General features: G+C 68.4%; 20 protein-coding genes and 1 pseudogene. 15 read left to right on the top strand and 6 right to left on the bottom strand.

What is annotated here, in order from left to right; all coding sequences use genetic code 11:
- Positions 1 to 27 precede the first annotated feature (27 nt).
- On the top strand, positions 28 to 1,851 hold the full coding sequence (gene malZ, locus AC1D15_RS00765; protein ID WP_477824533.1) for a maltodextrin glucosidase: 1,824 nt from the start codon (positions 28 to 30) through the stop codon (positions 1,849 to 1,851).
- Between the two features lie 3 nt (positions 1,852 to 1,854).
- Here the strand turns inward: malZ and AC1D15_RS00760 are convergent, their stop codons facing one another.
- Genes AC1D15_RS00760 through AC1D15_RS00750 form a run of 3 tightly spaced genes read right to left on the bottom strand, consistent with a single transcriptional unit; the run spans position 1,855 to position 3,601 of the window.
- On the bottom strand, positions 1,855 to 2,517 hold the full coding sequence (locus AC1D15_RS00760; protein WP_477824532.1) for a DNA-3-methyladenine glycosylase I: 663 nt from the start codon (positions 2,515 to 2,517) through the stop codon (positions 1,855 to 1,857).
- A gap of 30 nt (positions 2,518 to 2,547) precedes the next feature.
- A complete protein-coding gene (locus tag AC1D15_RS00755; RefSeq protein ID WP_465110024.1) occupies positions 2,548 to 3,033 on the bottom strand; it encodes an SET domain-containing protein in 486 nt (161 codons plus the stop codon).
- A 10-nt stretch (positions 3,034 to 3,043) separates the two neighbouring features.
- Positions 3,044 to 3,601, bottom strand: a complete 558-nt coding sequence (locus AC1D15_RS00750) for a GNAT family N-acetyltransferase (RefSeq protein ID WP_477824531.1) — start codon at positions 3,599 to 3,601, stop codon at positions 3,044 to 3,046.
- 174 nt (positions 3,602 to 3,775) lie between these two features.
- Between AC1D15_RS00750 and AC1D15_RS00745 the strand changes: the two genes are divergently transcribed.
- Both AC1D15_RS00745 and AC1D15_RS00740 read left to right on the top strand, forming a co-directional pair.
- Positions 3,776 to 3,943, top strand: coding sequence for a hypothetical protein (locus AC1D15_RS00745; protein ID WP_156154777.1), 168 nt, complete (start codon positions 3,776 to 3,778; stop codon positions 3,941 to 3,943).
- Between the two features lie 15 nt (positions 3,944 to 3,958).
- Positions 3,959 to 4,225, top strand: coding sequence for a hypothetical protein (locus AC1D15_RS00740; RefSeq protein WP_047503536.1), 267 nt, complete (start codon positions 3,959 to 3,961; stop codon positions 4,223 to 4,225).
- An 11-nt stretch (positions 4,226 to 4,236) separates the two neighbouring features.
- Here AC1D15_RS00740 and AC1D15_RS00735 read toward each other — a convergent pair whose 3' ends face one another.
- Together AC1D15_RS00735 and araD are read right to left on the bottom strand one after the other, a co-directional pair.
- Positions 4,237 to 5,142 carry an SMP-30/gluconolactonase/LRE family protein gene (locus tag AC1D15_RS00735; RefSeq protein ID WP_465110022.1) on the bottom strand — a complete coding sequence of 302 codons (906 nt, stop codon included), beginning with the start codon at positions 5,140 to 5,142 and terminating at the stop codon, positions 4,237 to 4,239.
- A gap of 17 nt (positions 5,143 to 5,159) precedes the next feature.
- Complete coding sequence (gene araD, locus AC1D15_RS00730; protein WP_477824530.1) at positions 5,160 to 6,893, bottom strand: L-arabinonate dehydratase; 1,734 nt, start codon at positions 6,891 to 6,893, stop codon at positions 5,160 to 5,162.
- 164 nt (positions 6,894 to 7,057) lie between these two features.
- Here araD and AC1D15_RS00725 point away from each other — a divergent pair, with 164 nt between their 5' ends.
- Positions 7,058 to 7,840, top strand: a complete 783-nt coding sequence (locus AC1D15_RS00725) for an SDR family NAD(P)-dependent oxidoreductase (protein ID WP_477824529.1) — start codon at positions 7,058 to 7,060, stop codon at positions 7,838 to 7,840.
- On the opposite strand, the gene AC1D15_RS00720 is transcribed toward AC1D15_RS00725, so the two are convergent.
- The gene (locus tag AC1D15_RS00720; RefSeq protein WP_477824528.1) at positions 7,841 to 8,809 is read right to left on the bottom strand and encodes a LysR family transcriptional regulator; all 969 of its coding nucleotides are present in this window, start codon (positions 8,807 to 8,809) and stop codon (positions 7,841 to 7,843) included.
- Between the two features lie 159 nt (positions 8,810 to 8,968).
- On the opposite strand from AC1D15_RS00720, the gene araD1 reads away from it, so the two are divergent.
- The 11 genes and pseudogenes from araD1 to AC1D15_RS00665 form a co-directional block, all read left to right on the top strand.
- Positions 8,969 to 9,970, top strand: a complete 1,002-nt coding sequence (gene araD1 / locus AC1D15_RS00715) for an AraD1 family protein (RefSeq protein ID WP_477824527.1) — start codon at positions 8,969 to 8,971, stop codon at positions 9,968 to 9,970.
- Positions 9,971 to 9,999: 29 nt separating this feature from the next.
- Positions 10,000 to 11,436: an aldehyde dehydrogenase family protein gene (locus AC1D15_RS00710; protein WP_047504046.1), complete on the top strand. Its 1,437-nt coding sequence runs from the start codon at positions 10,000 to 10,002 to the stop codon at positions 11,434 to 11,436.
- A gap of 139 nt (positions 11,437 to 11,575) precedes the next feature.
- Positions 11,576 to 12,508, top strand: a pseudogene (locus tag AC1D15_RS00705) (ABC transporter substrate-binding protein).
- A gap of 165 nt (positions 12,509 to 12,673) precedes the next feature.
- On the top strand, positions 12,674 to 13,696 hold the full coding sequence (gene chvE, locus AC1D15_RS00700) for a multiple monosaccharide ABC transporter substrate-binding protein (protein ID WP_465110789.1): 1,023 nt from the start codon (positions 12,674 to 12,676) through the stop codon (positions 13,694 to 13,696).
- A gap of 79 nt (positions 13,697 to 13,775) precedes the next feature.
- Positions 13,776 to 15,377 carry a multiple monosaccharide ABC transporter ATP-binding protein gene (gene mmsA / locus AC1D15_RS00695; protein ID WP_477824526.1) on the top strand — a complete coding sequence of 534 codons (1,602 nt, stop codon included), beginning with the start codon at positions 13,776 to 13,778 and terminating at the stop codon, positions 15,375 to 15,377.
- The gene (gene mmsB, locus AC1D15_RS00690; RefSeq protein WP_047503517.1) at positions 15,367 to 16,563 is read left to right on the top strand and encodes a multiple monosaccharide ABC transporter permease; all 1,197 of its coding nucleotides are present in this window, start codon (positions 15,367 to 15,369) and stop codon (positions 16,561 to 16,563) included. Before mmsA ends, mmsB begins: the two co-directional genes overlap by 11 nt.
- A gap of 1 nt (position 16,564) precedes the next feature.
- A complete protein-coding gene (locus AC1D15_RS00685; RefSeq protein WP_477824525.1) occupies positions 16,565 to 18,076 on the top strand; it encodes a sugar ABC transporter ATP-binding protein in 1,512 nt (503 codons plus the stop codon).
- Positions 18,073 to 19,125 carry an ABC transporter permease gene (locus AC1D15_RS00680; RefSeq protein ID WP_477824524.1) on the top strand — a complete coding sequence of 351 codons (1,053 nt, stop codon included), beginning with the start codon at positions 18,073 to 18,075 and terminating at the stop codon, positions 19,123 to 19,125. The genes AC1D15_RS00685 and AC1D15_RS00680 overlap by 4 nt, the downstream gene beginning before the upstream one ends.
- Positions 19,126 to 19,142: 17 nt before the next feature.
- On the top strand, positions 19,143 to 20,141 hold the full coding sequence (gene yjfF / locus AC1D15_RS00675) for a galactofuranose ABC transporter, permease protein YjfF (RefSeq protein ID WP_477824554.1): 999 nt from the start codon (positions 19,143 to 19,145) through the stop codon (positions 20,139 to 20,141).
- 75 nt (positions 20,142 to 20,216) lie between these two features.
- Positions 20,217 to 21,461: a maltoporin gene (locus AC1D15_RS00670; protein WP_477824523.1), complete on the top strand. Its 1,245-nt coding sequence runs from the start codon at positions 20,217 to 20,219 to the stop codon at positions 21,459 to 21,461.
- 269 nt (positions 21,462 to 21,730) lie between these two features.
- A partial coding sequence (locus AC1D15_RS00665; RefSeq protein WP_477824522.1) for an FG-GAP-like repeat-containing protein occupies positions 21,731 to 26,367 on the top strand: 4,637 nt, incomplete at its 3' end.

Raw genomic sequence — 26,367 nt, 5'->3', positions numbered from 1 at the left:
CGCTGATCCCTCAGCGAGCGTTGCCCGATGTTCCTCCAGCACCTGCCCCTCGCCCCGTGGGCCGAGCGCACCGCCGCCGGCCTGCGGCTCACGCTGCTCAGCGACACGCCGGACCTGGGTGAGGTCCATGCGCGCTTCCTGCTCGACAACGAGGAAACCTGGCAGCCGCTGAAGCGCACGGGCGACCGCGGCCGCTTCGCGTGCTTCGAGGCGACGATCCCGTGGTGCCCGACCGGGCCGACGACGCGCTACTGCTTTCGCGCGCTGCGTGGCGGCGCGCCGCACTGGCTGGCCGCGACCGGTCCGCAGCGCCGCGTGCCGAACGAGGCCCATCACTTCCGCATCGCTCGCGAGCCGCTGGTGCCGGCCTGGGCGCAGCAGCAGCTGATCTACCAGATCTTCCCCGACCGTTTCGCGCGCGGCCCCGATGCGCCGCGCGAGCGTCCGCCGCATGCCTTCGGCTACGGCAAGGCACCGGTGCATGCGCTCGAGTGGGGCGCGCCGCTCGATGTGAAGCCGGCCTGGAGCGCGTTCTACGGCGGCGACCTGGCGGGCATCGGCGAGCGCCTCGGCCACCTGCAGGCGCTTGGCGTGACGACCGTCTACCTGACGCCGGTGTTCAGCTCCGGCAGCAACCACCGCTACGACACCGAGGACTACGACCACGTCGACGCGGGGCTCGGTGGCGACGAGGCGCTCGTCGCGCTGTCGCAGCAGCTGCACGCGGCCGGCCTGCGCCTGGTGCTCGATGCGGTGCTGAACCACACCGGCGCGAACCACCCGTGGTTCAACCGCTTCGCGCAGCACGACGAACCCGGCGCGTGGCAATCGCCCGATTCGCCCTGGCACGGCTGGTATGCGCGCGACGAGCACGGCCACCCGGTCTACTGGAAGGGCCATCAGTCGCTGCCGGTGCTCGACTACGCGCACCCCGAGGTGCTGGACGCCTTCATCCGCGGCCCGCGCTCGGTGCTGCGGCGCTGGCTGCAGCCGCCGGTGTCGGCCGACGGCTGGCGGCTCGATGCGGTGCACATGCTGGGCGAGGGCCCCGGCGCCGGCAACAACGCCGCGATGCTGCGCGCGATGCGCGAGGCGGTGCGCGACGAGAACCCCGAGGCCATCCTGGTCGGCGAGCACTTCAGCGAAGCGAGTTCCTGGCTGCAGGGCGACCAGGAAGACGCCGCGATGAACTACTGGGGCTTCACGCTCCCGCTGTGGCAGTGGCTGGCGGGGGTCGATTTCGGCGGGCGCGCGGCGCCGGTCGCGACAGCCGACCTCGCGGCCTGGCTCGGCGAATCGCGGGCGGTCGTGCCGCACGAGGTGGCGCTCGCGCAGTGGAACGCGCTCGACAGCCACGACACGCAGCGCCTGTTCACGCTGCTTGGCACCGACGAAGCACTGCACGGCGTCGCGCAGGCGCTGCAGTTCGGCTACCCCGGCGTGCCCTGCATCTACTACGGCGACGAGGTCGGGCTGCAGGGCGGCAACGACCCGGACAACCGGCGTTGCTTCGACTGGAGCGGTGCGAGCTGGCGGCCGGCGATCCTCGAGCGCGTGAAGCGCCTCGCCGCGTGGCGCCGTGATCGGGCCGAGTTGCGCGAAGGGGCGTGCCTCACGCTGGCGCATGGCGACGACTGGATCGCGTTCGCGCGGGTCAACGCGGCGGCCGTCACGCTGCTGGTGCTCAACCGTGGCGATGCCGCCGAGGCGGTCGTGCCGCTCGATGCGCTGCCGTTCGATGTCGCCCGCTGGGCGTCGCCGAGCGGCCACGGCTGGACGCGCGAAGGCCGCGCGATCCGCCTGCCGCTGCCGGCCCGCGACGCGGCCTGGCTGTGGAGCGTCGACGCCTGAGGTTCAGCGCGTCGGCGGCGTCATCGCCGCGCGCGCCTGCAGCGCCGCGTCGCGCGACGCGCAACCTTCGCGGTGGTCATTGACCAGCCCCATCGCCTGCATGAACGCGTAGACGGTGGTCGGCCCGACGAAGCTCCAGCCGCGTTTCTTCAGGTCCTTCGACATCGCGATCGCCTCCGGCGAAGTCGTCATCGCGACCAGCGCCTCGTGCGTCAGCTTCTTCGGCCGCGACCGCGCCGCCGGCTCGTAGCCCCAGGCATAGGCGGCGAACGAGCCGAACTCCTGGCGCAGCTCCAGCACGCGCTGCGCGTTGTTGATCGTCGATTCGATCTTGCCGCGGTGGCGCACGATGCCGGCGTCGGCCAGCAGCCGCTCGACATCCTTCTCGGTGAAGCGCACGACCTGGTCGGCCTCGAAGTTCGCAAAACCGGCGCGGAACGCCTCGCGCTTGTTCAGGATCGTCAGCCAGCTCAGCCCGGCCTGGAAGCCTTCGAGGCAGATCTTCTCGAACAGCCGTCGCTCGTCGGTGACCGGGAAGCCCCATTCATGGTCGTGGTAGTGCTGGTAGCCGGGCGTCGCGCGGCACCAGTGGCAGCGCGGGGTGCCGTCGTCGGCGATGAAGAGGCCGCGGCGTTCGGCCGCCTGGTGCTGGGCTGGGGTCGTCATGGCAGCGTATCGGACAAGAGGGCAGGGGCTTCAGAGGGTTCCGGCACAACCCGGCGCGCCGCAGCGGCACGCGAGCCGGCCCAGGTGGTGCGAGCGGCCGTAGCCGACGGTCAGTTCCTCGCCGGCATTGATGTCGCGCAGTGCATGGAAGGCGACGCGGCCCTGCTGCAGCTTCAACACCATGTTCGGCCGGCAGGAGTGGTTCGCGAAGCGCAGTGCGTCGGTCGACGCCGACGCATCGATCGCGCGCCGCTCGGACACCTCGACGATCATGATGCGGGCCACGCCGCGGGCGCGCCGGCGGGCCTCGGCGACGCTGATCGGCTCGCCGCGCAGCTCGCCGATCTTGCGGCGCGCCGGGATCGCCTCGGCCGCGAACACGCCCTGGCCGTCGATGGTGCTCGGGGCCACGGTCAACGCGAACTTCTGCGGATCGGCGGGGATGCCGCGCGGGCGCTGCGGCACGAGCGGCGCGGGGGCCGGCTCGGGCGGAGAGAGGGGCTGCAGGCGCGGCATGCGGCGATTGTCAGCGAGCGGGTTGCCACTCTGCTGACAGCAGCCCGTGCAGTTCGACGTCATAGGTCTTGCCCTTGCCGACCCAGCGCTGGCGCAGCAGCCCCTCGCGCGTGAAGCCGAGCGATTGCAGCAGCCGCACCGAGGGCTGGTTCAGCGGATTGACCTCGGCCTCGAGGCGGCGCACGCCCATGGCCCCGAACGCGGTGCCGACCAGCGCGCCAACCGCCTCGCGCGCCAGGCCGCGGCCCCACTGCGCCTGGCCGAGCACGTAGCCCAGCTCCGCGCGGGCGCTGCCTTCGTTGAAGTTGAACAGCAGGCAGGCGCCGACCACCGAGGCGTCGTCGCGCGAGAGGATCACGAACTGCACCGCGTTGCCGCTCGCCTGGATGCCGGTGATGCGCTGGTACCAGGCGGTGGCGTCATCGATCGATCGCCAGGTGGCGTAGGGCAGGAACTGCGTCACCGTGTCGTCGCCGTTCACCGCCATCAGCCCGGGCAGGTCGGCTTCGGTGATCTGCCGCACCACGAGGCGCGGCGTCTCGATCGGGGCGGGCGGCATCAAGGGCATGCGGGGACCTCGTTGTGGAGCGAGCGGCAGACGGCGTCGAAGGCGGCGCGCGGATCGCGCGATTCTGTCTCAGTCGGTCCGGGCGGAGGGTCGTCACAACCCGACACAGCCGGGCGCCGAACGCGCCCGTTTCGACCGATTGCCGCGGGCGCCGCCCGCTGAAGATGCGTCGCCATGCAGATCGATCTGGTCACCCGGCGCGCCCACAAGGGCCTGATCCTGTCGTTCGGGCTGCGGGCCTGGGCCGCGTGGCTGAAAAATGGCGGGCGTTGCAGCCGCTTATCGCCGGCACCTCGCCGCGGGCGGGCGGGTACGCTTCATTCCCATCAGCAGCCCGTCTGACACCACGCCGCCATCATGAACCGCTCGACCGCCCCGCAAAGCCCGACCATCCAGTTCCGTTCGCTGCCGTCCAACGACGCCATCGAATGGGAAGAGATGCCGAAGCTGGCGGTGCGTCGCACCGGCGAGGAGCATGAGGGCGGTGCCGCGTGGAAGAACACGATGCCGGCCAGCCTGATGGAAACCATCGCGCCGCCGAAACCGTTCCGCGAAGCGCTCGACGGCCTGTCGATGCGCGAGGTCGACGAGCCGGAAATCTTCCAGCACTTCTTCGGGAAGTAAGGACAGCGCCCTCAGCCGGCGAAAGCCGTCGCCGCCCGTCCCGGGCTGTCGACATCCACCGAGAACAAGGCGCCGGCCAGCGGCTGTGCCGCCAGCTGCGCCTCGGTCAATTCGAAGCGCGCGCTCGTGATGAACAGCGTGCGCAGGTCCGGCCCGCCGAACGCGACGTTCGTGACGTGGCTGGTCGGCAGCGCGACGCGTGCCAGCTCCTCGCCACTGACCGGGTCGTGGCAGCTGACGCAGGCGGCACCCCAGTGCGCGATCCACAGGCGGCCGGCCGCATCGGTCGTCATGCCGTCCGGGTGGCCGTCGCCCTTCGCGAAGCGCAGCCACAGCCGCTGGTTCGAGATCTCGCCGCTGTCGGCGTCGAAGTCGAACGCATGGATGCGCTGCTGCGCCGTCTCGTTGAAGTACAGCGTGCGCCCGTCGAGCGACCAGGTCGGCCCGTTGGTCACCGCGAAATGCGCATCGAACATCTTCTGGCACTGCCGCTTCGCATCGAAGCGGTACAGCGATCCGGTCGGCTCGGTGCAGCCGAAATCCATCGTGCCGCCCCAGAAGCGGCCCTGCGCATCGCACTTGCCGTCGTTGAAGCGGTTGCCCGGCAGGTGCGCCTCGGGGTCGTGCAGCTTCTCGAGCGCGCCGCTGTCGGTGTCGAAGAACGCGAAGCCGCTGCGCAAGGTGACCAGCAGCCCCGGCGCGCCGGCCCGCTCGGCCACCGCCGAGATCTCCTCGTCGAACGGCCAGCTCTCGCGGGCGTCGGTGGCCGGGTGGTAGCGGTACAGCGTGCGCCCGAGGATGTCGACCCAGTACAGCGACTGCCGCCGCACCGACCACAGCGTGCCCTCGCCCAGCGTGGCCCCCGCCGGCCACAGCACGCGGGGTTCGGACAACAGCTTCGGGGCGGTGGCGGTCATGCAGCTTTCAGCAGGGATCAGTGGGAGTCGCGCGGCACCTCGGCGCCGCTGCCGCCGACCAGGAAGTCGAGGTCGGCACCCAGGTGGGCCTGCTGCACATGGTCGACGTACAGCTTGTACCAACCGCGCTTCGGCGCCTCGGGCGGCTGCCATTGTGCGCGCCGCGCGGCCAGCTCTTCGTCCGACACCTCCAGGTGCAGCCGGCGCGCATGCACGTCGAGCTCGATCATGTCGCCGTCACGCACCAGCGCCAGCGGACCGCCGGCGGCCGCTTCCGGCGAGGTGTGCAGCACGACGGTGCCGTAGGCGGTGCCGCTCATGCGTGCATCCGAGATGCGCACCATGTCGGTGATGCCCTTCTGCAGCACCTTCGGCGGCAGTGGCATGTTGCCGACCTCGGCCATGCCGGGGTAGCCCTTCGGGCCGCAGTTCTTCAGCACCATCACGCAGTTCTCGTCGATGTCCAGGTCCGGATCGTCGATGCGGGCGTGGAAATCCTCGATGGTCTCGAACACCACCGCGCGGCCGCGGTGCTTCAGCAGGTGCGCCGACGCCGCCGACGGCTTGATCACCGCACCGTTCGGCGCCAGATTCCCCCTTACCACCGCGATGCCGGCCGAGGCCATGAACGGCTCCTCGGGCGTCTTGATGACCTCGCGGTTGTAGCAGGGGATGTTCGCGATGTTCTCGCCCAGCGTCTTGCCGTTGGCGGTCAGCGCGCCGGTGTGCAGCTTGTCGGTTATCTGCGTCAGCACCGCCGGCAGGCCGCCGGCGTAGTAGAAGTCCTCCATCAGGAACTTGCCCGAGGGCTGCAGGTTCACCAGGCAGGGCACGTCGGCACCGAGCTTGTCCCAGTCATCGAGGTCGAGCTTGACGCCCATGCGCCCGGCCACCGCGATCAGGTGGATCACCGCATTGGTCGAGCCGCCGATCGCGGCATTGGTGCGGATCGCGTTCTCGAAGGCCTCGCGCGTCAGGATCTTCGACATGCGCAGGTCTTCCTTGACCATCTCGACGATGCGCCGGCCGGTCAGCTGCGCGAGCCGGTTGCGCCGCGTGTCGGCTGCCGGGATCGCGGCGTTCTCGGGCAGCGACATGCCCAGCGCCTCGACCATGCTGGCCATGGTGGAGGCGGTGCCCATCGTCATGCAGCTGCCCTTGGAGCGGTGCATGCACGATTCGGCGGCGGTGAACTCGTCCATCGTCATCTCGCCGGCACGCACCATCTCGCTCATCTGCCACACGCCGGTGCCCGAGCCGATGTCCTTGCCGCGGAACTTGCCGTTCAGCATCGGCCCGCCCGACAGGCCGATGGTCGGCAGGTCGCAGCTGGCCGCGCCCATCAGCAGCGACGGCGTGGTCTTGTCGCAGCCCATCAGCAGCACGACGCCGTCGATCGGGTTGCCGCGGATCGATTCCTCGACGTCCATGCTCGCCAGGTTGCGGAACAGCATCGCGGTCGGCCGCAGCTGCGTCTCGCCGAGCGACATCACCGGGAACTCGAGCGGGAAGCCGCCGGCCTCGTAGACGCCGCGCTTGACGAACTCGGCGAGCTCGCGGAAGTGCCCGTTGCAGGGCGTCAGCTCGCTCCAGGTGTTGCAGATGCCGATGATCGGGCGGCCGTCCAGCAGGTCGTGCGGATAGCCCTGGTTCTTCAACCAGCTGCGGTGCACGAAGCCGTCACGGTCCTGCTTGCCGAACCAGGCGTGGCTGCGCCGCTTCGGCGGAGCGGGCGGTTTCTTCGAATCCATGGGGTCTGTTGTCTCCGGGGGGTGGGCGGCCGATCGGTGGTCGGACAGGTTGTCGTACGACGGCCCTTGACGCGGCGGATCGTATCAAGGCACATTGATAATAGAAAAATAAATAAATTCGCTCTTCACATATCCAAATTGCAATAGATCAAGGACAAACCCCCATGGCAATTGCCACGACAGCCACTCTGGCGATCTTTCCAAGCCTGCGCGGACGCCGCGTTTTCATCACCGGCGGCGGCACCGGCATCGGTGCGGCGCTGGTCAGCGCGTTCGCGGAGCAGGGCGCCCAGGTGGCGTTCGTCGACGTCGCCGAGGCCGYCAGCCGCGAGCTGGTGCAGCAGGTGGAGGCGGCCGGGCATCCGGCGCCGTGGTTCCGGCCCTGCGACGTGCGCGACGTGGCGGCGCTGCAGAAGGTGATCGCCGRCGCCGAGGCGGCGTTCGGCGACTTCGCGGTGCTGGTCAACAACGTCGCGAGCGACGACCGCCACACGCTGGAGTCGGTGACGCCGGAGTACTACGACCAGCGCATGTCGATCAACGAGCGGCCGGCGTTCTTCGCGATCCAGGCGCTGGTGCCGGGGATGAAGCGGCTGGGCTTCGGCTCGGTCATCAACTTCGGCTCGACCGGCTGGCAGGGCAAGGACGGGGCGTACCCCTGCTACGCGATCGCGAAGTCGTCGGTGAATGGGCTGACGCGCGGGCTGGCCAAGCCGCTCGGCGAGCACCGGATCCGCATCAACACGGTGTCGCCGGGCTGGGTGATGACCGAGCGGCAGGTCAAGCTGTGGTTCACCGCGGACAGCGAAGAGGTGCTGAAGCGCAACCAGTGCCTGCCGGACAAGCTGCAGCCGGGGGACGTGGCGCGCATGGTGCTGTTCCTGGCGGCCGATGACGGTGCGATGTGCACCGCGCAGGAGTTCAAGGTCGACGCGGGCTGGTCCTGATCAGGACTCGGCACTCATGTCGAACCTGGYGCCGTAGACCGTCACCGCCGCCGTCTTCAGCGCCTTCAGCATCACCTTCGCCGCCGGTGACAGCAGCCGGTCGGTGCGGGTGATGATGCCGAACGCATCCATCTGGCAGGGCAGCGCGATCGGCAGCATCGACACGATGCCGTGCGCCGCGTAGTAGCGCGCCACGTCGGTCGCCACCACCGCGATCATGTCGCTCTGTTGCAGCATCTTCGTCATGAACAGCAGGGCCGAGGTCTCGATCACGTTGATCGGCGCCTCCAGCCCGTCTTCCTGGAACATCAGCTCGAAGCGGTGCCGCAGCACGCTGCCGCTCGGCGAGACGATCCAGCCGGCGTTCACCACGTCGCGCAGCCCCAGGTGGGCCACCGACAGCAGCGGATGCCCCGGCCGCGTGATCGCGCACACCGGCTCCTCGGTCAGCGTCTCGTAGCGCAGGTCGGTCTTGTCGTGCTGCGCAAAGAGCCGCGCCACCAGCATGTCGAGCTTGCCCTGCGCGAGCCGCTCGAGCAGCACGTCGCTGGTCTCGATCTGCACGCCGATGCGCAGGCTCGGGTGCGACTGCTTCACCAGCGCCACCGCCGGCGGCAGCAGCACCAGCCCGGGCGCGGTGATCGCGCCGACGCTGACCTGCCCGAAGCGCCCGGCCTTGATCGCCTCCAGCTCGTCGTGCGCCTGGTTCAGGCTGCTGAGTGCGACGCGTGCGTGGCGGATCATCGTCTCGCCGTACCAGGTGGGCCGCATGCCGCGTGGCAGCCGCTCGAACAGCGGCACCTCCAGCACGTCTTCCAGGTCCTTCAGCAGCTTCGACGCCGCCGGCTGCGTCATGTTGAGCACCTGCGCCGCGCGGTGGATGTTGCCTTCTTCGTCGAGTGCCACCAGCAGCAGCAGTTGCCGTGTCTTCAGGCGGGCGCGGATGAACCAGTGCGTGTAGTTCGTCATGCGGGGCGCGTTGTCTCGGGACGCGACCAGGGGTTTTTATGGATGCCGGATCGTATATGTGTTTGCGGCAAATATCTATTAGAAAGTTATAGCTCCGCTCATTAGGATGCGGCACCTTCACCCGAGCCCCCGCTCGCCCGACCGAGACGCGACTGCCCCATGAGACTGATCCAGTTCCTCGCCGAGAACGGCACGCAGCATGTGGGCGGCGTCGCCGACGACGGCCGTTCGGTGCGCGCCGTGGGCGGTTTCGTCAGCACCTACGAACTGGCGCAGGCCGCGATCGCCCGCCGGGTGCCGGTCGACGTGCTGGCGCAACCGGCCCTCACCGGCGACGCGCTGCCGTACGAGGCCCTGCTGCGCGAGCAGCGCGTGCTGACGCCGCTCGCGCACCCCGATGTCGCGCACTGCTTCGTCACCGGAACCGGCCTCACGCACACCGGCAGCGCCTCGGCACGCGATGCGATGCACCAGAAGCTGTCGACCGGCGAGGAATCGCTGTCCGACTCGATGCGCATGTTCAAGTGGGGCATGGACGGCGGCCGCCCGGCCGACGGCCAGCCCGGCGTGCAGCCCGAGTGGTTCTACAAGGGCAACGGCAGCATCGTCGCCGCGCCCGGCGCGCCGCTGGCGATGCCCGATTTCGCGCTCGACGGCGGCGAGGAGCCCGAGCTGGTCGGCCTGTACGTGATCGGCCCGGACGGCCAGCCGTACCGCCTCGGTTACGCGATCGGCAACGAGTTCTCCGACCACGTGACCGAGCGCCAGAACTATCTGTACCTCGCCCACTCGAAGCTGCGCGTCTGCGCGGTCGGCCCCGAGTTGCGCAGCGGCGCGCTGCCGGCGCATCTCGAAGGCACGAGCCGCATCCGCCGCGGCAACGAGATCCGCTGGGAGAAGCCCTTCCTGACCGGCGAGGCCAACATGTGCCATTCGCTGGCCAACCTCGAATACCACCACTTCAAGTACGCGGCGCACCGCCAGCCGGGCGACGTGCACCTGCACTTCTTCGGCACCGCGACGCTGAGCTTCTCCGACAACATCCGCGTCGAGCCGGGCGACCGCTTCGAGATCGACCTGCCGGCGCTCGGTGCGCCGCTGGTCAACCCGCTGTCACTCGTCGACCGCGGCTTCGCGATCGGCGGCGTGCGCGCCCTGTGAACGAACGCCCGACCGAAAGCCCGACCGCCATGGCGCAAAGCTGCAAGAACTACATCAACGGGCGCTGGGAGACCGGCGTCACGACCGGCATCAGCAGCAACCCGTCCGACCTGGACGAGGTGGTGGCCGAGTACGCCCGCGCCGACGGCAACCAGGCCGAGATCGCGATCCGCGCCGCGGCCGACGCCGCGCCGGCCTGGGGCCTGAGCACGCCGCAGCGGCGCGCCGATGCGCTCGACCAGATCGGCAGCGAGATCCTCGCCCGCAAGGATGAGCTCGGCCAGCTGCTCGCCCGCGAGGAAGGCAAGACGCTGCCCGAGGCGATCGGCGAGGCGGCGCGCGCCGGCAACATCTTCAAGTTCTTCGCCGGCGAGGCGCTGCGCGCGGCCGGCGAGCACCTGCCGTCGGTGCGCCCGGGGGTCGAGGTCGACATCACGCGCGAGCCGGTCGGCGTGGTCGGCATCATCGCGCCGTGGAACTTCCCGCTCGCGATCCCCGCTTGGAAGATCGCGCCGGCGCTGGCCTACGGCAACAGCGTCGTCTTCAAGCCGGCCGAGCTGGTGCCGGCCTGTGCGGCGGCGCTGGCCGAGATCATCAGCCGCGCCGGCCTGCCGGCGGGCGTGTTCAACCTGGTGATGGGCAGCGGCCGCCAGGTCGGCCAGGCGATGGTCGACAGCCCGCTGGTCGATGCGATCAGCTTCACCGGCTCGGTGGGCACCGGCGAGCAGATCCTGAAAGCCACCGCTGCCCGGCGCGCCAAGGTGCAGCTCGAGATGGGCGGCAAGAACCCGCTGGTGGTGCTGGCCGATGCCGACCTCGACCAGGCCGTCGAATGCGCGGTGCAGGGCTCGTTCTTCTCGACCGGCCAGCGCTGCACGGCGTCGAGCCGGATCATCGTCGACGCGACGGTGCACGACCGCTTCGTCACGAAGCTGCGCCAGCGCACGCTCGCGCTGAAGGTCGGCCACGCGATGGAGCGCGGCATCGACATCGGCCCGGTGGTCGACCGCGCCCAGCTCGACACCAACCTCTCTTACCTCGAGATCGCCCGCAGCGAAGGCGCCGAGCATGTCGCCGGCGGCGAGCTGCTGGAGCGCGCGACGCGCGGGCACTTCATGGCACCGGCGCTGTTCCTCGCGCAGCCGCAGCACCGCATCGCCCGCGAGGAGGTCTTCGGGCCGGTCGCCTGCGTGCTGAAGGCCGATGGCTTCGACCACGCCGTCGCGCTCGCCAACGACACGCCGTTCGGCCTGTGCGCCGGCGTCGTCACGCAATCGCTGAAGCTGTCGACGCAATTCAAGCGGCAGGCCAAGGTCGGCATGGTGATGGTCAACCTGCCGACCGCCGGCGTCGACTACCACGTGCCGTTCGGCGGCCGCAAGGGATCGAGCCACGGCCCGCGCGAGCAGGGCCGCTACGCCGCAGAGTTCTACACCACGGTCAAGACGGCCTACACGCTGGCTTGAACCAAGGAAAGAGGAGTTCCACCCGCCTGAGCCTCACCGCCCTTGCGCTTTGATGCGGCAGCAAAAGCCGCGCGTGTTTCATGCCACCCACCAAGAGGAGACAACCGTGAAATTCCAAAGACGTTCCCTGTTCGCAGCGATGGCTGCGGCATCCCTGGCCGCGGCCCTGCCGTTCAAGGCCTTCGCGCAGAAGAAGATCGTGCTCGGCTTCAGCCAGATCGGCGCCGAGAGCGAATGGCGCACCGCCAACAGCGAGTCGATCAAGTCGTCGGCCAAGGAAGCCGGCATCGACCTGAAGTTCTCCGACGCGCAGCAGAAGCAGGAGAACCAGATCAAGGCCATCCGCAGCTTCATCGCGCAGAAGGTCGACGTGATCGCGTTCTCGCCGGTCGTCGAATCGGGCTGGGGCACGGTGCTGCGCGAGGCCAAGGCCGCCAAGATCCCGGTGATCCTGTCGGACCGCGCGGTCGACGAGAAGGACAGCAGCCTGTGGGTCGCCTTCATGGGCTCCGACTTCGTCGAGGAAGGSCGMCGCGCCGSCCGCTGGCTGSTCGASMASAYSAAGGACMMGAMGGGCGASGTSAACATCGTCGAGCTGCAGGGCACCGTCGGCTCSGMSCCKGCGAWCGACCGCAAGAAGGGYTTCGAGGAARTSATCAAGGCCGATCCGAAGTTCAAGATCATCCGCTCGCAGACSGGCGACTTCACSCGTGCCAAGGGCAAGGAAGTGATGGAAGCCTTCCTGAAGGCCGAGGGCAAGAAGATCAACGTGCTCTACGCGCACAACGACGACATGGCCATCGGCGCGATCCAGGCGATCGAGGAAGCGGGTCTCAAGCCCGCGAAGGACATCGTGATCATCTCGATCGACGCCGTGAAGGGCGCCTTCGAGGCCATGATCGCCGGCAAGCTGAACGTGTCGGTCGAATGCAGCCCGCTGCTCGGCCCGCAACTGATGCAGGCTGTCAAGGACCTGGTGGCCGGCAAGACCATCCCGAAGCGCATCGTGACGCAGGAAGGCGTCTTCCCGATGGAAGTCGCAGCCAAGGAATTCCCCAATCGCAAGTATTGAGCGATGGGGTAAGACTGGGCTTCGCAGTGAACCGCGAAGCCTGCCGGAGCAGGCCGCGCTCCGGCCGCCGCCCAGTGGAGCGGCGATGACGAACCCCCCATGAATGGAGACAGAGAAGTGAAAAACATCCGTACGATCCTGGCCTCGCTGGCCACTTTTGCCGTCGTGGCCATCGCGCCGCTGGCAGCCCACGCGCAGGACAAGGGCCCGATCGCGATCTCGATGCCGACGAAATCGTCCGCACGCTGGATTGCCGACGGCTCCAACATGGTCAAGTACCTGCAGGAGAAGGGTTACAAGACCGACCTGCAGTACGCCGAGGACGACATCCCGAACCAGCTGGCGCAGATCGAGAACATGATCACCAAGGGCGCCAAGGTGCTGGTGATCGCCGCGATCGACGGCACCACCCTGACCGACGTGCTGCAGAAGGCCGCCGACAAGGGCGTCAAGGTCATCGCCTACGACCGCCTGATCAAGGGTTCGAAGAACGTCGACTACTACGCCACCTTCGACAACTTCCAGGTCGGCGTGCTGCAAGCCAGCTACATCGAGCAGAAGCTCGGCCTGAAGAGCGGCAAGGGCCCGTTCAACATCGAGCTGTTCGGCGGCTCGGCCGACGACAACAACGCGTTCTTCTTCTACAACGGCGCGATGTCGGTGCTCGATCCGTACATCAAGAGCGGCAAGCTCGTCGTTCGCAGCAAGCAGGTCGGCATGGACAAGGTCGCCACGCTGCGCTGGGACGGCGCCGTCGCCCAGGCCCGCATGGACAACCTGCTGAGCGCCTACTACTCCGGCGCCCACGTCGACGCCGTGCTGTCGCCGTACGACGGCCTGTCGATCGGCATCATCTCGTCGCTGAAGGGCGTCGGCTACGGCACCCCGAAGTCGCCGATGCCGGTGATCACCGGCCAGGACGCCGAAGTGCCGTCGGTCAAGTCGATCCAGAAGGGCGAGCAGACCTCGACGATCTTCAAGGACACGCGTGAGCTGGCCAAGGTCACGGTCGGCATGGTCGACGCGGTGCTCGGCGGCAAGAAGCCCGAGATCAACGACACCAAGACCTACAACAACGGCGTGAAGGTGGTGCCGTCGTACCTGCTGAAGCCGGTCAGCGTCGACGCGAGCAACTGGAAGCAGGTGCTGGTCACCAGCGGCTACTACACCGAAGCGCAGCTCAAGTAATTTCAAGCGCAAGCGGCATTGGTTCTGCGCACGACGCGCAGAACCTTTTTTGCAGTCGGAGAGAGCAAGAGGACTACGGATGGATGCCATCCTGGAGATGCGCGGCATCACCAAGAAATTCCACGGCGTGACCGCCCTGAACGACGTCAACCTCGTCGTGCGCCGGGGCGAGATCCATGCCGTGGTCGGCGAGAACGGCGCCGGCAAGTCGACGCTGATGAAGGTGCTGAGCGGGGTCTACCCGCACGACTCCTACACCGGCGAGATCCACTACCGAGGCGAGCTGCGCAAGTTCGCCGGCATCTCCGACAGCGAGAAGCTCGGGATCATCATCATCCACCAGGAGCTTGCGCTGGTGCCGCTGCTGTCGATCGCCGAGAACATCTTCCTCGGTAACGAATGCGCGAAGCTGGGCGTGATCGACTGGTTCGAATCGCACCGGCGCACGAAGGAGCTGCTGGAGAAGGTCGGGCTGAAGGAATCGCCGTCGACGCTGGTCACCAACCTGGGCGTGGGCAAGCAGCAATTGATCGAGATCGCGAAGGCCTTGTCGAAGGAGGTCAAGCTGTTGATCCTCGACGAGCCGACCGCGAGCCTGAACGAGAGCGACAGCAATGCGTTGCTCGAGCTGCTGCTCGAGCTGAAGGCGCACGGCATCTCGGCGATCCTGATCTCGCACAAGCTGAACGAGGTCTCGAAGGTGGCCGATTCGATCACCGTGCTGCGCGACGGCGGCACCGTCGAGACGATGGACTGCCGGGCCGGCGCGATCAGCGAGGACCGGATCATCCGCAACATGGTCGGCCGCGAGATGGCCGACCGCTACCCGAAGCGCACGCCGCAGATCGGCGAGACCGTCTTCGAGGTGCGCGACTGGAAGGTGCACCATCAGGTGCACGCCGACCGGCTGGTCGTGAAGGGCGTGAACCTGAACGTCAGGCGCGGCGAGATCGTCGGCATCGCCGGCCTGATGGGCGCCGGGCGCACCGAGCTCGCGATGAGCGTGTTCGGCCGCTCGTACGGCCAGCGCATCAGCGGCGAGGTGCGCATGCACGGCGAGGTGATCGACACCTCGACGGTGCAGAAGGCGATTCGCCACGGCATCGCCTACGTCACCGAGGACCGCAAGGGTCTGGGCCTGGTGCTGGCCGACGACATCAAGAAGAACACCACGCTCGCGAACCTGCCGGCGGTGTCGCGCCACGGCGTGATCGACGACGGGCGCGAATTCACCGTGGCGAGCGATTTCCGCCGCCGGCTGAACACGCGCTCGTCGAGCGTGTACCAGCCGGTGGTGAACCTGTCGGGCGGCAACCAGCAGAAGGTGGTGCTGAGCAAGTGGCTGTTCTCGCAGCCCGAGCTGCTGATCCTCGACGAGCCGACGCGCGGCATCGACGTCGGCGCCAAGTACGAGATCTACACCATCATCGACGCGCTGGCCGCCGAGGGCAAATGCATCCTGATGATCTCGTCGGAGATGCCCGAGCTGCTGGGCATGTGCGACCGCATCTACGTGATGAACGAAGGCCGCTTCGTCGGCGAGTTCCCGGCCGCCGAGGCGTCGCAGGAGCGCATCATGCGCGCCATCATGAGGGCCGGATCGCACGACGGCATGGATGCGCCGCCGAAGCTGGACACTGAACACGGCCTGCTGGCCGGAGAAACGAATCATGGCAACTGACATCGCCGCGGCGGCCGCCGTGCCGCCCAAGGAGTACCGCGGCTTCCTGAAGAACAACATGCGCGAGTACGGCATGCTGCTGTCGCTCGTCGCGATCATGGGGCTGTTCCAGTACCTGACCGACGGCACGCTGCTGAAGCCGCTGAACCTGACGAACCTGGTGCTGCAGAACAGCTACATCGTCATCATGGCGCTGGGCATGCTGCTGGTCATCGTGGCCGGGCACATCGACCTGTCGGTCGGCTCGGTGGCCGGCTTCATCGGCGCGCTGGCCGCGGTGATGATGGTGAACTACGAGATCCACTGGATCTGGACCATCCTCGGCTGCATGGTGGTGGGCGGCGTGATCGGCGCCGCGCAGGGCTGGTTCGTCGCGTACTTCCGCATCCCGTCGTTCATCGTCACGCTGGCCGGCATGCTGGTGTTCAAGGGCCTGGCGCTTGCGCTGCTGCAGGGCCAGTCGGTCGGGCCGTTCCCGGTCGAGTTCCAGCGCCTGAGCTCGGGCTTCATCCCCGACCTGTTCGCCGGCGCCGAGCTGCGGCTGACCTCGCTGCTGCTGGGCGTGATCACGGTGCTGGTGATGGTGGTGCTGAAGGTGCGCGGGCGCATCGCGCAGACCCGCCACGGCATGGAAGAAGAGCCGTACCCGTTCTTCCTCGGCAAGACGGCGGCGTTCGCCGCGGTGATCCTATTCTTCAGCTACCTGCTGGCCTCGTACCGCGGCTTGCCGAACGTGCTGATCATCATGGTGCTGCTGATGGTGGGCTACGACTTCGTCACGCGGCGCAGCACGATCGGCCGGCGCATCTACGCGCTGGGCGGCAACGAGAAGGCGGCCAAGCTGTCGGGCATCAAGACCGAGCGGCTGTCGTTCTACACCTTCATCAACATGGGCGTGCTGGCGGCGCTGGCCGGGCTGGTGTTCGCCGCGCGGCTGAACACCGCGACGCCGAAGGCCGGCGTCGGCTTCGAGCTCGACGTGATCGCGGCCTGCTTCATCGGCGGCGCCTCGGCCTCGGGCGGCGTCGGCAAGGTGATGGGCGCGGTGATCGGCGCGTTCGTGATGGGCGTGATGAACAACGGCATGTCGATCATGGGCATCGGCATCGACTACCAGCAGGTCATCAAGGGCCTGGTGCTGCTGGCCGCGGTGTTCCTCGACGTCTACAACAAGAACAAGGCCTGACATGAGCACCACGTCGCCGATGCTGGAGCTGCGTGGCGTCAGCAAGCAGTTCCTCGGCGTGCGTGCGCTCAGCAACGTAGGCCTGCGCCTGTTCCCGGGCGAGGTGCATGCGTTGATGGGGCAGAACGGCGCCGGCAAGTCGACGCTGATCAAGGTGCTGACGGGCGTGCACCCGCCCGATGCCGGCGAGTTCACGCTGGCCGGCGCGGCGATCCGCCCGACCACGCCGCAACAGGCGCAGCAGCTGGGCATCAGCACCGTCTACCAGGAAGTGAACCTCTGCACCAACCTGTCGGTGGCGGAGAACATCTTCGCCGGGCGCTATCCGCGCAAGGGCGCGGCCGGCGGCTGGCGCATCGACTGGGCGCGCATGAATGCCCAGGCGCGCGAGCTGCTGACGCGGCTGAACCTCGACATCGACGTGACGCGCGGCCTGGCCACATACTCGGTCGCGGTGCAGCAGATGGTCTCGATCGCGCGCGCGCTGAGCGTCGAAGCCAAGGTGCTGATCCTCGACGAGCCGACCTCCAGCCTCGACGAGGACGAGGTCAAGCGCCTGTTCGCGGTGCTGCGCCAGCTGCGCGGCGAGGGCCTCGCGATCCTGTTCGTCACGCACTTCCTCGAGCAGGTGTACGCGATCTCCGACCGCATCACGGTGCTGCGCAACGGCGAATTCGTCTGCGAGAAGCCGGCCGCCGAGCTGAACGCGCCGGCACTGATCACCGCGATGATCGGGCGCGAGCTGGCGAGCCAGTCCAGCGCCGCGCCGAGCGCCCGCCCGCACGACAGCCAGCCCTTCCTGCGCGCCCAGGGCCTCGGCCAGCAGGGGCAACTGCAGCCGGTCGACCTCGACCTGTACCCGGGCGAGGTGCTGGGCCTGGGCGGCCTGCTCGGTTCCGGCCGCACCGAACTCGCCCGGCTGCTGTTCGGCCTGGCCGCCAACGACCAGGGCACGCTGCAGGTCGACGGCCAGCCCGCCAGCCTGCACAGCCCGGCCGACGCGGTGCGCCACGGCATCGGCCTGTGCCCCGAAGACCGCAAGACCGACGGCATCGTGGCCGAGTTGTCGGTGCGCGAGAACATTGCGCTCGCGCTGCAGGCCCGCCACGGCCTCGCGAAGACGCTGTCGCGCGAGCAGCAGGCCGAGATGGCCGAGCGCTTCGTGAAGGCGCTGGGCATCAAGACCGCGAGCATCGAGACGCCGATCGGCCTGCTGTCCGGCGGCAACCAGCAGAAGGCGATGCTCGCGCGCTGGCTCGCGACCGAGCCGCGGCTGCTGATCCTCGACGAGCCGACGCGCGGCATCGACGTCGCGGCCAAGCAGGAGATCATGGACGAGATCCTGCGCCTCGCGCAGCAGGGCATGTCGGTCCTGTTCATCTCGTCGGAGATGAGCGAGGTCGTGCGCGTCTCGCACCGCATCGCGGTGCTGCGCGATCGCCGCAAGGTCGCCGAGCTGCCGGCAGGCAGCAGCGAGCAGGCGGTCTACCACGTGATTGCGGCACAGGCATGAGCGCACTCTTCAAACATCGCCTGGCGTGGCCGCTGGTCACGCTGCTGCTGTTGCTGCTGCTGAACGCCGTGTTCAACAGCAGCTTCCTGCACCTCGAATGGCGCGACGGCCACCTGTACGGCAGCCTGATCGACATCCTGAACCGCGCGGCACCGCTGATGCTGGTGTCGCTCGGCATGACGCTGGTGATCGCGACGCGCGGCATCGACATCTCGGTCGGCGCGGTGGTGGCCATCGCGGCGGCGATCGCGGCCTGGATGATCGGCGGCTCGCTGGTGATCGTCGACGGCGTGGCCACGCATGCGAGCCGCTTCCCGATGTGGGCCGCGCTGCTCGGCGCGCTCGGCGTCGCGCTGCTGTGCGGGCTGTGGAACGGCGTGCTGGTCGCGCGCGTGGGCATGCAGCCGATCATCGCGACGCTGATCCTGATGGTGGCCGGCCGCGGCATCGCGCAGCTGATCACCGGCGGGCAGATCATCACCATCTACTACGGGCCGTACTTCTTCCTCGGCAGCGGCTACCTGCTTGGGCTGCCGTTCTCGCTGTTCATCGCGGCGGCGGTGTTCGTGCTGCTGTGGTGGGTGACGACGCGCACCGCGCTCGGGCTGTTCATCCAGGCGGTCGGCGTGAACCCGTCGGCAGCGCGCGTGGCCGGCGTGCGGGCGCGCCGCATCACGGTGTGGGTGTACGCCTTCTGCGGGCTGTGCGCCGGCGCGGCCGGGCTGATCGTCAGCTCGAACGTGAAGAGCGCCGACGGCAACAACGCCGGGCAACTGATGGAGCTGGACGCGATCCTCGCGGTGACGCTGGGCGGCACGGCGCTGACCGGCGGCCGCTTCAGCCTGGCCGGCAGCGTGATCGGCGCGCTGATCATCCAGACGCTTACCTATGCGATCTACTCGCTGGGCGTGCCGCCCGAGGTCAACCTGGTCGTCAAGGCCGGCGTGGTGTTCGCGGTGATGCTGCTGCAATCGCCGGAATTCCGGCAGAGCCTGCGCTCGCTGGTGCAGCGGCCCGCGATGGCAGAACGGCCGGGAGCGAAGGCATGAATACGCACGCCCAATCGATGAGCGCCGCGCCAGCGGCTGCGTCCGCAAAGCGCCTGCGCCTCGACCCGAAGTTCATCCCGCTGGCGGCGACCGTCTCGCTGTTCCTCGTGATGGCGCTCCTCGGCTCGGTGCTCTACACCGGCTTCTTCTCGGCCCAGGTGTTCCTGAACCTGCTGATCGACAACGCCTTCCTGTGCATCGTCGCGGTCGGCATGACCTTCGTGATCCTGTCGGGCGGCATCGACCTGTCGGTGGGGTCGGTGATCGCGCTGACGACGATGGTGTCGGCCTCGCTGGTCGAGAAGCACGGCTGGAGCCCGGGCGCGGTGCTCCCGCTGGTGCTGCTGATGGGCACCGGCTTCGGCGCGCTGCAGGGCGTGCTGATCCAGCGCTTCCGGCTGCAGCCGTTCATCGTGACGCTGGCCGGCATGTTCCTCGCGCGCGGCCTGTGCTACCTGATCAGCATCGATTCGGTCAGCATCACGAACCCGTTCTACACCGAGGTCTCGCAGCTGCGCGTGCCGCTGTGGGAGGGCGCCGAGCTGTCGGTCAGCGCGATCATCGCGCTCGCCGTGGTGGTGCTGGCGGTGTTCGTCGCGCACTACACGCAGTTCGGCCGCACGGTGTATGCGATCGGCGGCAACGAGCATTCGGCGGTGCTGATGGGCCTGCCAGTGCGCAGCACGCTGATCGGCGTCTACACCGTCAGCGGCTTCTGCTCGGCGCTGGCCGGCGTGGTGTTCACCTTCTACATGCTGTCGGGTTACGGCCTGCACGCGGTCGGGCTGGAGCTGGACGCGATCGCCGCCGTGGTGATCGGCGGCACGCTGCTCACCGGCGGCGTCGGCTATGTGCTGGGCACGCTGTTCGGCGTGCTGATGCTCGGGATCATCCAGACGCTGATCATGTTCGACGGCAGCCTGAGTTCATGGTGGACCCGCATCGTGATCGGCGGGCTGCTGTTCATCTTCTGCCTGCTGCAACGCATCTTCGAAACCAGCCGCAAGCGCGGCTGACGCACCCGTTCCCCCTGCAGGGCTCCCCCAGGCCCTGTGTTCTACCTGTGCTTCCAAAAACCAAGGAGACGATCCGTGAAGACATTCCCCCACCGCCAGACCGTGCTCGCCCTGGCTGCCGCCGCAGCCAGCCTGCTGAGTGCCACCTCTGCACAAGCCGTCGATTGGGGCGGCTACTTCCGCACCGGCCCGGGCGCGGCGAAGAAGGACGATGCGCGTGCGTGCTACGGCCTGAGCGGCGCGGGCATGAAGTACCGGCTCGGCAACGAGTGCGACTTCTACGGTGAGTTCCTGCTGAGCCAGGGCTTCAAGTCGGACGGCGTGGAATACAAGGCCGCGCTGATGACGAACTTTTACAACGGCGACTCGAGCGACACCGGCGCGGCGTCGGTGGGCATCAACCAGATGTACGTCGAAGGCAAGGGCTACGACATTGCCCCGGACGTGAACTTCTGGATCGGCAAGCGCTTCTACGGCCGTGCGGACGTGCACATCACCGACACGTTCTTCATCAACCTGTCGGGCGTGGGCGCGGGTGCGGACAGCATCGCCGTGGGCGGTGGCAAGCTGGGCCTGGCGTTCTTCCGCAACGACAGCGGTGGCGTGATCCAGGGGACGCCTGCGGCGACGGGCACGGACCAGCGTCCGGCCTCGCGCCTGAACGCGGACCTGTCGGAGCTGGTGGTGAACCCGGGCGGCAAGCTGCGCGTGGTGGGCACCTACGTGAAGGGTGACTTCACSGGCGGCAAGAACGGCTTCGGCCTGAGCGTGCAGCACAACCAGGACAACGCGTTCGGGCTGGGCGGCACCAACATCCTGTGGGTGCAGTTCGCRCARGGCTCGGCGGGCGTGGACGGCGGCTTCGGCACGCTGAACGCGACGTCTGCGACCAAGAGCTTCCGCATCGTGGAGAGCCCGGGCTGGCAGGTGGGCGCGTTCGGCGGCCAGGGCCAGATCATGTTCCAGCAGGACAAGGTCGAGAACTTCGCGGGCCAGACCACSAAGGTGAACTCGGTGTCRGTGGGCGGCCGCGGCTCGTACGCGCTGACGAAGAACTTCAAGCTGGTGAGCGAAGCCGCGTACGTGCAGAAGAAGCCGGACGGCAGCGACACGCAGAAGCTGGCGAAGTTCACGTTCGCGCCGACGCTGTCGACGGGCCCGGGCTTCTGGAACCGTCCGGAACTGCGCCTGTACGTGACGACGGCCAAGTGGAACTCGGCGGCCAACGCGGCCGAGAACGGCGGCGCCGGCGTCACCAACCGCGCCAACGGCGACACCAAGGGCACGTCCTATGGTGCCCAGGCGGAAATCTGGTTCTGATTCGCGACTGACGACGACTCCTTTCGAAGGGCCCTGCGGGGCCCTTTTTTGTTGCTCGGTGGGCGGTCGGTATGAATGGACCTCCTCAAGCTTGATGAAATCCGGCGTGACGTGACGAAAGAAAAGCGCGCGCCTCGCTAGACTGCGCGCACCGCAGCGGCAGACCACTGCCGCGCGGGTTGCCAGCGCCCCACTGGGCCGAAGGCAACAACACCTCTCCCTCGTTGTCATTGGATGCATGGTCGACGACCGTGCGCTGGAGGACTCTCTTGGAACTGATCTGTTCGTCGCGGCGTGTCCGCGGCCTGGTGGTGTCGTGCGTCGGTGCGCTGGTGCTGTCGACGCTTTCGCTTGCAGCGTGGGCTCAACTCGCGGTGGGCCCGGATGGCCAGCCGGGGTATCAACATCCGATCGCTGTGCCGCCCGGCATTGCCGGCATGGTGCCGGCGCTCGGCTTGTCGTATGGCGGGGACGGCAGCGGGCCGGTGGGCCACGGCTGGTCGCTGACAGGCGTCTCGTCGATTGCGCGCTGCGGCGCGAACCTCGCGACCGACGGCCGCATCCGCGGCGTTGATAACACCGCGGCCGACAAGCTGTGCCTGGATGGCCAGCGGCTGATCCAGACGGGTGCGACGGGGGTGGCAGCGAACTTCCCGCAGACCAATGACAGCGCAGGAGGCAGCGGCCTGCTGCGCGAGTTCCGCACCGAGCGCGATTCGTTCGCACGCATCCGGGCATATGGATCAGGCGGGGGTTCGCCGTCGTACTTCAAGGTGTGGACCAAGGACGGTCGGGTCTACGAGTACGGCAACAACAGCAATTCCACGGCCGATGCGGCCGTGACGGCGCAAGGCACCGGCGCCATCACGACCTGGCTCGTCAGCCGTGTCAGCGACCTGCGCGGCAACTACATCGACTACCAGTACCAGCAGCGCGACGGACTGGCCTGGGGCAGCGGTACGGTGGCCGGCACGCCGATCGCGGGGCACGACTGGAGCCTGCGCGAGATCCGCTACACCGGCACGCCGACGCAGGCGCCGGGCAACAAGGTGGTGTTCAGCTACGAGGACCTGCCCGCGCTCGCCCCCACCGGCAAGCCGCACGCACGGCGCGAGGCCTACGTGGCGGGCAGCAAGCTATTGAACCTGCAGCGCCTCACCCAGGTGCAGAGCTTCGTGAACGCAGACGGCACGCCGTTCAAGGTGAACACGCTGCGACTCGCCTACGACAGCGGCCCGGTCACCAGCCGCAGCCGGCTGCGCACGATCACCGAATGCGCTGGTGCGGCCGAGTCGCCATGCCTGCCGCCGGTGAAGTTCGACTACGCAGCCGATGCCAGTGAGGCCTACCAGCGCAGTGCTACCTTCTCGTCCGGCGAACTTGCCACGCTGACGATGCAGAGCACGGTGGCCGGCATCAACCTGGCGCGCTTCTCGAACTACGGCGTGATCACCGCCGATTTCGACGGCGACGGCAAGACCGACATCATCCGCTGGTCGGACAACCCGGCCGAGAATCGGCTGTACCTCAGCAACGGCGACGGCAGCTTCCGGCGCGTGACGGGCTTCAACCTGACCGGCACGGACAACACGCTGTTCCACAGCAACGGTTGCTTCAACACGCGTGTGGCCGACTTCAACGGCGACGGGCTGCCCGACCTGCTGCGCTACCGCGACTCTCATGAGACCAACACGGTCAACATCACCACCGCCTGCCCGGCGTACGCCACCGAGCTGTACCTGAACAAGGGCGACGGCACGTTCGAGCGCAGGCCGATCAACGGCGTGACGCTGCTGGAGCATGCCAGCCAGGACCGCTACCTCGTCAGCCATGGCGAGATCCAGGACGGCTTCGGCTGGACCCCAGGCAACACCTTCTACCTGCTGGACATCGACGGCGACGGCTTCATCGACCTCGTCACCGCGTCCGTGCCGAGCCAGGGGGTCCAGCTCGATCCGCCCCCCGAGCCCTGCGCGACGGTGGTCTGCACCCATGTCTACAAGGGCGACGGCCAGGGCGGCTTTGTCGAGCAGCCGACCAACGCGACCTACAAGAACCTGTACTCGAGACCGGAGGGGCCGTATGCGCTGGGGCAGCCGTCGCATCTGGTCGACATCGACAACGACGGCAATCTGGATCTCTCCRCGGCCGGCATGCTGGGCACCGGCGCGAACCTGTACCCGCCCATTCGGGCGTGGCGCTCGTTGGGGGATTTCAACTTCGAGCCGATCTCCGGGGCCGGCCAGGACTGCGACCGACCCCTCGACTTCAACGGCGACGGGCGCACCGACTGCGTGATGTGGGGCCTGTCGGTGTCGACCGGCGCCACCGGCCTGCTCAAGGTGGCCAACTACAACCTCGGCAACATCTCGGTGGGTTCTCCGCCGCTCGGCCAGCACGGCGAGAAGAGCGCCGACATGCTGGTCGCCGACGTGAACCGCGACGGCCGCGACGACATCCTGTGGTGGAGCAGYGACCCSKCGCAGAACAAGCTGTACCTGAGCAACGGCGACGGTACCTTCACGCCATCAAGCAGCTTCAACCTGACCACCGCGAGCGACGTGCTGCAGCACAGCGACAGCTCGGCCGCCTTCGTGACGGGGGATTTCACCGGCCGRGGCGATGTGGAGATCCTGCGGCTGCGGGCCTCGCCGACGCCGGGGGATGCGACGGCGAACCAGCTGTACGTGAAGGCGGGCACCTCGYTGCCGCCGGRCCTGYTGACCAGCGTGACCTCGCCGGAMGGGCTCAAGACGRCGCTCAGCTGGGTATCGCTGGGCAGTYCGGCCCGCGGYGGGMTCGGCGACCGGTATGCGAGCGATCGCGGGGATGCGGCCAATGCGGCGGTGTAYCCGCTGTTCGATGCGGTGCAGCCCGGCTACGTGGTYGCGACCGTCGAYCGCGACAGYGGYGTSGGCAGCGGCAAGGTGTCCGAAGAGTTCGGCTACCGYGGCTTCAAGGCRGCGCACGACGGGCGTGGMCCGCGCGGCTTCCGCGAGGTGCGCAGCCAGCGGCCGGCAGCGGACGGCAGCGTCCTGTCGCAGTCGACGCAGATCGTGCTGTCACACCCCTACATCGGGCAGCCCGCGCGYGCGCAGAGCTGGCGCGGCTCGCTGAACGAGGCATCGCCGGTGCTGCTGGCGAGCGAGACCAACATCTATTGCGACGCCTCGGCGTCGACCACGGCCGAAGCGGCTGCGACCGTCATGGCGCCGTGCCCGGTGCCGTCCACGGTGCGGCTGCAGCGGCCGTACCTGTTCCAGAGCAGCAAGACTGCRCGCGAGCTGAACGGCGATGCGCTGCCCGGCACGACCGTGACRASCCGCTACAACGAGAACGGTGACCCGAAGGAGATCGTGGCGGTCACCACCGGSRCGGCMGCRGGGAACGTGGCRCAGASCATCACMGCRACSACSAAGCACGACTACGCCSCCAAYAACATCGCGGRCGACAACTGGGTGCTGGGTGGCGTGCTGCGCTCGACACAGGATCGGGTCGTGCCGAACAGTCTGGCCGCGATMGGAGCGAGCGCCGGCACGGCGCCGAACGCGGCGGCGACGCGCGGCACGCTGCCGGCGGTCACGCTGAGCGCACCGGCCTTTGCGGCCACGCAGATCGGGCAGAGCAGCAGCGCCACGGCGACGCTGAGCAACACCGGCGGCGTGGCGATCAACATCACGATGCCGACCGCTGCGGCGGTGTCGTCGGCGTCGGGCAGCGAGTTCGGCTTTGCAGGCACGACCTGCGGTGCGAGCCTGGCGGCGGGTGCCTCGTGCACGGTCAGCGTCACCTTCACGCCTTCTGCGGCTGGTGCGCGCAGCGGCGGGCTGAACATCAACACCGAGCTGGGCGTGAAGTCGGCGGTGCTGTCGGGCACGGGCCAGGCGCCGTCGGGCAGCCTGAGTGCCGTCGACTTCGGCAGCGTGGCCGTCGGCAGCGCGCCGACGCTGACCTCAACGCTCGCCAACACCGGCGTCGGCCCGCTGAGCGTGACGGTGCCGGCTGCTGCGTCAGTCAGTGGCACGGACTTCGGCTTCGTCTCGACGACCTGCGGCAGCTCGCTGCCGGTGGGCGGCAACTGTGCAATCACCGTGCGCTTCCAGCCGACGGCCAACGCGGCACGCAGCGGCAGCGTGAGCACCGGCACGGGTGCGGGGACGCTGTCTGCCGCACTGAACGGCACGGGCCTGCAATCGGTGATCGCGGTGACTGGTAGTGGCGCCGCTGGCCTGACGGCGCAGAAGGGTGGTGCGGCGGGTAGCGGGACGGTCACCTTCACGAACAGCGGCAACCAGGCGGCGACGCTCACGATGTCGGGCCTGAGCGCACCTTACTCGGTGAGCCCGGCAAGCTGCACGGCGCCTGCGAGCGGCAACTGCGCCGTGACAGTGTCGATGACGACGGCGGGAGCTATCGGCGCGCAAGGCGGCCAGACCATGACGGCCACCGGCGGCACGACTGGTGCGGTGCAGGCCTCGGTGGCGGGCACGCTGTACGGATCGGCGATCTCGGTCACCGGCAACGGCGCAGCAGCATTGAGCGCCACGAAGGGTGGCAGCGCCGCCTCCGGCACGGTGAGCTTCACGAACAGCGGCAACCAGGCCGCAACGCTGACGATGTCGGGTCTCAGCGGCGTGTACAGCGTGGCACCGGGCAGTTGCACGGTCGACGCGGGCGGCACGTGCACGGTCACGGTGTCGATGAGCACCGGCAACGGCATCGGTGCGCAAGGCGCGCAGACGCTGGTGGCGACCGGCGGCACGCTGGGTGCCGCATCGGCCACGGTATCGGGCACGTTGACTGGCTCGGCGGCGACGCTTGTCGGCGGCAACCTGAGCTATGGCACGGTGAACCAGAACTCGGCGGCGCCGCAGAACGTGATCGCGTGGCGCAACGACGGCAACGT

Source organism: Rhizobacter sp. P2_H2, assembly GCF_056403375.1.
The sequence above is the reverse complement of the archived record's forward strand: the minus strand, read 5'-3'. Positions and strand labels throughout refer to the sequence as shown.